This is a genomic window from Lentilactobacillus sp., assembly GCF_040773105.1.
Lineage (GTDB): Bacteria > Bacillota > Bacilli > Lactobacillales > Lactobacillaceae > Lentilactobacillus > Lentilactobacillus parabuchneri.
This window is the reverse complement of record NZ_JAXGWW010000122.1, coordinates 1-6117: the sequence shown is the minus strand read 5'-3', so window position 1 is coordinate 6117 and position 6117 is coordinate 1. Positions and strand designations below refer to the sequence as shown.

At 43.1% G+C, this 6117-nt stretch carries 5 protein-coding genes; all 5 read right to left on the bottom strand.

Annotation, left to right across the window (positions count from 1 at the left end):
* Positions 1-74 precede the first annotated feature (74 nt).
* On the bottom strand, positions 75-1235 hold the full coding sequence (locus tag AB3112_RS07325; protein WP_084975087.1) for a PDZ domain-containing protein: 1161 nt from the start codon (positions 1233-1235) through the stop codon (positions 75-77).
* A gap of 162 nt (positions 1236-1397) precedes the next feature.
* Positions 1398-2520 (bottom strand): peptide chain release factor 2 gene (prfB, locus tag AB3112_RS07320; RefSeq protein WP_179136561.1). Its coding sequence is split into 2 segments (ribosomal slippage): positions 1398-2441 and positions 2443-2520, totalling 1122 coding nucleotides; the frame shifts between segments, so codons are not numbered across the junction.
* 81 nt (positions 2521-2601) lie between these two features.
* Complete coding sequence (secA, locus tag AB3112_RS07315; protein ID WP_057910256.1) at positions 2602-4965, bottom strand: preprotein translocase subunit SecA; 2364 nt, start codon at positions 4963-4965, stop codon at positions 2602-2604.
* Between the two features lie 281 nt (positions 4966-5246).
* Complete coding sequence (gene raiA / locus AB3112_RS07310; protein ID WP_057910257.1) at positions 5247-5804, bottom strand: ribosome-associated translation inhibitor RaiA; 558 nt, start codon at positions 5802-5804, stop codon at positions 5247-5249.
* Positions 5805-5926: 122 nt separating this feature from the next.
* A partial coding sequence (locus AB3112_RS07305) for a ComF family protein (RefSeq protein ID WP_367334199.1) occupies positions 5927-6117 on the bottom strand: 191 nt, incomplete at its 5' end.

Genomic DNA, 6117 nt, shown 5'->3' with positions numbered 1-6117 from the left:
TAAGGTTATATTCCAATAGCGTTACGATTGCCGGTTCGTCATCAACTACAAGTACCTTTTTCACGGTAGGCCTCCTAATTACTAAGTTGCGTATACGTTTTGACCCCAATTTCGTGGGGAGAATTCTTAAAGATTGCCGATTCGGTCATTTTTAACTGGTCGTTCCGGTCAAGGACTTTAAATCGGCAGTAGGTTGAATTGGTACTCAAGGCACGGTAAAATTCATCATCATTTGCAACTTTAATCCCGTTGACTTCCAAAATGACATCGCCAACCTTGAGATCCATTTTTGCTGCGGGGGTCTCGGGTTGAATGCCAATCACCCGGATACCGTTCATCACCTCGCTGTATTCAAAGCTTTGCTGGTGATCACGGCGTTTTGCAAGCATCAAGGTTAAGTAATATCCCAGCCACAAGACAATGATCGACGGCAAAACAGCTGTTGGAACAAAGTAGCTCACGACAGCCAGCACAACTCCGACACCCACTAAAAGATACATTGATTTGCTCATTTTAAGAAACAATTCTCGCGGCACACTATGACGAACGGAAAATTTCAGTCCCAATAAGATGGGAACCAGTAGCACCGCATAGGCGTGATCGCCGATTTGAAATAGCGGCATAAATGGAAAACTGGTGTGAAACCAGTCACCAGGGACAAACAGCAGGAACGGAAAAATACTGAGCTCATTAAACTTGTATATCGCAATCTTATTGTTCCGCTGATTGCGAACCAGTGTTGGCGAATCAAATTTTCCACCATTAAGGTGAATGAAGACGGCGGTTAAACCAATGACCACCACAAAAATAATTAATAGGTTAATCGGATTCACTGAAGATGACCGAATGCCGAGTTGGTTAAACCATTTGAAAATTGGCGCCAGTTGAGGCAGTGTTGGTAAAAGTAGGGTCACCACGCTGGCAATTCCTGCAATTGTAACCGGCAACAGCCACCACGGAATGACTAGTAAGAAAAGAGTCATCAACGCTTCATAGACAATCAACCACGGAAGAGAAATGCTTAAAAAACCGCCCAAAATAATTGATCCCAGGACACCAAAAATGATTAAGCTGCGAACAAAATGCCGCCCCTCATAAAAGTCCTCATAAATCGCTGAATTGAAAATCGCGCGTTCTTTTTTCAGCCGATTTCGATAAATCAGGTAGCTGCGAATAACCCCGATCCACAATGCTGGCTGAATCACATAAAACCCAAGTGCAATTAAAATTTTCATTATGTCTTGTCCTCACCAATAATTATAAAGCTAGTATATCATTTATTTAACGGTGTTTTAAGAAACTTCGCAGAAACACCGCCCGGAATCGTCGTCTAAGAGATTGCAAATCAAAAGGGCTGATGCCAAACCAACATTGGTCTTGCTCCAGCCCCGACGGACTTATTCCGGATTTGTTTTGCTCAACTGCCATTGCAAATAAGCCGTGATAAAGGGATCGAGATCGCCGTCCATCACGCCGTCGACATTAGCGGTTTCATAATTTGTCCGGTGATCTTTGACCATTGAGTAGGGATGAAAAACGTAGGACCGAATTTGTGATCCCCAACCAATGTCTTTTTGTTCGCCTTCGATTTTTGCCTTTTCTTCAGCTTTCTTTTCTTCTTCAAGTTCATATAACTTGGATTTCAACATATTCATTGCTGTTTGTCGGTTTTGAAGCTGTGATCGCTGGGCCTGGCTGGCCGTCACAATTCCAGTCGGAATATGGGTGATCCGAACCGCTGAAGAAGTTTTGTTGACGTGTTGCCCACCGGCACCGGACGATCGGTAAACGTCAATCTTTAAATCGTCCGGGTTGATCTTAATCGACACATCGTCATCGAGTTCCGGCATCACATCGACGGAAGCAAAGGAAGTGTGTCGTCTTCCGGCTGAATCAAAGGGCGATAGCCGAACCAATCGATGAATTCCCTTCTCAGACCGCAAATAACCATAGGCGTTTTCGCCGCTAATCAAAATTGAAACACTGTTGAGACCCGCGACATCTCCGACCTGATAGTCCAATGTTTCGACTTTAAAGCCGTGGGCCTCTCCCCAACGGGTGTACATCCGCAGCAACATTGATGCCCAATCTTGAGCTTCGGTTCCACCTGCCCCAGGGTGGATTTCCAAAATGGCGTTGTTGTGATCGTACTTACCGTTCAATAACAGATTTAATTGGTAGCGGTCCAGTTGCGTCTTCAACGCCTGTTCGTTAGTTTCAAATTCCCCTTCCATTCCGGAATCGGAATCCTCGCTGATTAACTCTAAGGTAACTTTGAGATCGTCCAATTGATTTTTGAGCGACATGAAATCATCTCGTTTGGACTTCAATTGATTGGTCTCATCAATTAATTTTTGGGCAGCTTCCTGGTCGTCCCAAAATCCCGGTTCCGCCATTTTTGATTCGTTGATCGCAATTGTTTCACTCAACGCATCGAAGTCAAAGCGACCCCCTAAAACCATCGATGGCTTTTTGCATATCTGCGATTTGATTTTTTGCTTCACTTAATTCAAACGTCATATTAATCCCTCTTATTTCTCCAGATTCAAAGAAAGAATCCAAACAATCATCGTAATTGTCGGATTCTTCTGCGTCATACTATTAACGTTGCATATTTTGACGAATTTCAGCTTTCATGAACAGACGGGTTGCGTCGTATTCGATGTCGGCAATCATTTCTTCGAACATTTTGTAACCTTCTCGTTGGTACTCAACAAGTGGGTTTTGTTGACCATAACCACGAAGACCGATTGATTGACGCAATTGATCCATGATATCAATGTGATCAGTCCAGTGGGAATCAACAACTCGCAGAATGACAACTTTTTCGAATTCAAGCATTTGCGAGGCATCATAAAGTTGTTCCTGCTTTTCCTTGTACTCGTTGTTGGCCAAGTCCATTAACATGCTCTTGATTTCATCAGCTGATTTGCCTTGGAAATCTTCGAGTGAAATTTGATCGGGGCTGACCATGGCACTAATGGCGAAGTCCAAAATTGTTTGAAGATCCCAATCTTCTTTTTCGCCTTGCGTATGAAGGTCAACGATTCGGTTAATTGTCCGTTGAATCATTGGCATAATAACCCACTTCAGATCCTTTTGTTCATCAATGACTTCGCGACGCTCACCGTAAATAACTTCACGTTGTTGTCTCATAACATCATCGTATTGCAAAACGTTCTTTCGTGAATCGTAGTTATTTCCTTCAACCCGCTTTTGAGCCGATTCAACTTGTTTGGTAATCATCTTTGAACGAATAACGGCGTCTTCGCCTTCAACGTTAAGATGCTCCAAGAAGTTCTTGATCTTTTCAGAACCAAATCGACGCATCAAATCATCTTCAAGTGACAGGTAGAATTGTGACAAACCTGGATCACCCTGACGACCAGAACGGCCACGAAGCTGATTATCAATACGACGAGACTCATGACGTTCAGTACCAATAACGGCAAGTCCGCCGAGTTCAACGACACCTGGTCCTAATTTGATATCCGTTCCACGACCAGCCATGTTGGTGGCAATGGTTACGGCACCACGTTGGCCGGCATTGGCAACAATTTCAGCTTCCTTGGCATGGTTCTTGGCATTCAAAACAACGTGAGGAATCTTTTCTTCGTCAAGTCGGTGTGACAAGTATTCAGAAGTTTCAACCGCAACAGTCCCGACCAGCATTGGTTGGCCCTTGGTATGGAGTTCTTTAATCTTGTTCACAACAGCTTCGAATTTTGATTCCAGCGTTGGGTACAATACATCTGGATGATCAACCCGGACAACCGGCTTGTTGGTTGGAACAGAAATAACTTCCATGTTATAAATCTCACGGAATTCTTCTGCTTCAGTCTTGGCAGTACCAGTCATACCAGCAAGCTTCTTATACATCCGGAAGAGGTTTTGGTAAGTAATGGTTGCCATTGTCTTACTTTCCTCGTTAATCGTAACCCCTTCTTTTGCTTCAAGGGCTTGATGAAGACCATCTGAGAATCGACGGCCTTCCATGATTCGTCCGGTAAATGAGTCAACAATCTTAACTTCATCATCGGAAACCACGTAATCCTTATCACGGAGCATGATAAAGTTGGCACGCAAAGCCTGATCCAAATGGTGGGTCAAAGCCGTGTTGTCAGTATCATAAAGGTTCTTTAAGTTAAAGTACTTCTCAGCTTTTTCAATTCCTTGATCAGTTAATGAAACGGTCTTGGTTTCCAGGTCAAGCTTAAAGTCGTCGCCTTCGTGAAGGGTTTTGGCAAACCGATCTGTTCGTTGGTAAAGATCGGATGTTCCGCTCGACTGACCAGAAATGATCAATGGTGTTCTGGCTTCATCAATTAAGATGGAGTCAACTTCATCGACGATCGCAAAGTTAAGTGGCCGTTGGACCATTTGCTCTTTGTAGGCAACCATGTTGTCACGCAAATAATCAAACCCGATTTCGCCGTTGGTTGAATAAGTGATGTCGGCAGCGTAAGCTTCACGCTTCTCATCGGCATCTTTTTCGGTCGTGTTAACCCCGACCGTTAGGCCAAGCCAGTTATACAACTCACCCATTTCAGTCGCATCACGTTGAGAAAGGTACTCGTTAACCGTGACAACGTGAACTCCTTTTCCAGCAAGTGCATTTAAATAAACCGGCATCGTGGCAGTTAAAGTCTTACCTTCACCAGTCTTCATTTCCGCGATATTTCCTTCATGAAGAACAATTCCACCCATGATCTGAACGTGGAATGGATAGAGGCCCAAGACCCGTTTTGCGCCTTCACGGGCAACGGCAAATGCTTCTGGAAGCAGGTCATCCAAGGTTTCACCCTTTTGATAACGTTCCTTTAATGCCGGCGTCTTGGCTTGTAGTTCTTCATCGCTGAGTTGGCGGTATTCTTCTGCGTACGAACCGACTTTGTCAGCAATTTTGCTGAGTCGTTTGAGTTCGCGCGTATCACTTTCAACCCATTTCTTTAAAACATTAGCCATTAGTAAATTCCCTTCTAAATTAAAATACTTTTCAAATTTATAATAGTATTTGTTGACTGCATACTTAATTAGTGTAACATTTTAGGTCGCTTATGAAAACAAAAAAACAATGTATCAGCGGCATTTAACCATGATAATACATTTTGCCCGGATATGAAAGGTTTGACGCACAATTTAGCCGTGATTCATGGTTCGAAAACAAAAAAGTTGGGAACGAATCGACCTGCAATTCATCCCCAACTTTACGCAAACATTTAAATGCCCGCTAGTATCGTAAATAATTATTCTTCGCCGGTCTCAATCAAGCCATAACGGCCATCATTACGACGGTAAACAATGTTAATGCCTGAAGTTTCTGCATCTTCATAGATGAAGAAGTCATGACCCAACATGTCCATTTGAAGAATGGCTTCCTCGTTGTCCATTGGCTTCAAAGCTAATTGCTTTGTCCGAACAACTTGGAATTTGGATTCATCATCTGTATCCGCACTCACGTCTTCGGCTGGTGCAAATTCAAGGTTCTTGAATCCTTTTTCACGAGATTTGCGGTTAACCTTGGTCTTGTACTTACGAATTTGACGTTCGAGCTTATCTGTTACCAGATCAACACTTGCATACAAATCGTTAGACATTTCTTCGGCTCTCAAAGTTAAGTATGGCAAAGGAATGGTTACCTCAACTTTTGCTTGCTTATCTGGATAAACCTTCAAATTAACGTGAGCGGTATTTTTCACGTCCTTTTCAAAGTACTTCTCCAGCTTGCTGATCCGTTTTTCAACGTAATCCCGGATCGCTTGGGTTACCTCAATGTTTTCACCACGAATGTTAAAAATTAGCATAGCGTTCTCTCCCTTCACCATTAAAGGCTTAATGGTCCACTAATGAAATCACTTTCATTACTGGCTACAACTTTAGTATAATTGAAAGTTCGCATTTTAACAATCATTGGGTTTGGATTTCTTTAACGGGCCAAAGTCAATCCTTTAACATCCGTCGCTCCGGCTTGGTACAGCAAAGCCGCTGCGTGCCTGATAGTCGTGCCGGTTGTGTAGACGTCGTCGACTATTAACACCGGGGTATCTTTTATCAAATTTTTCTGTAATTTTAATAATTCAAATGGTTGAATCAAGTCTAATCGTTGCCGACGATTTT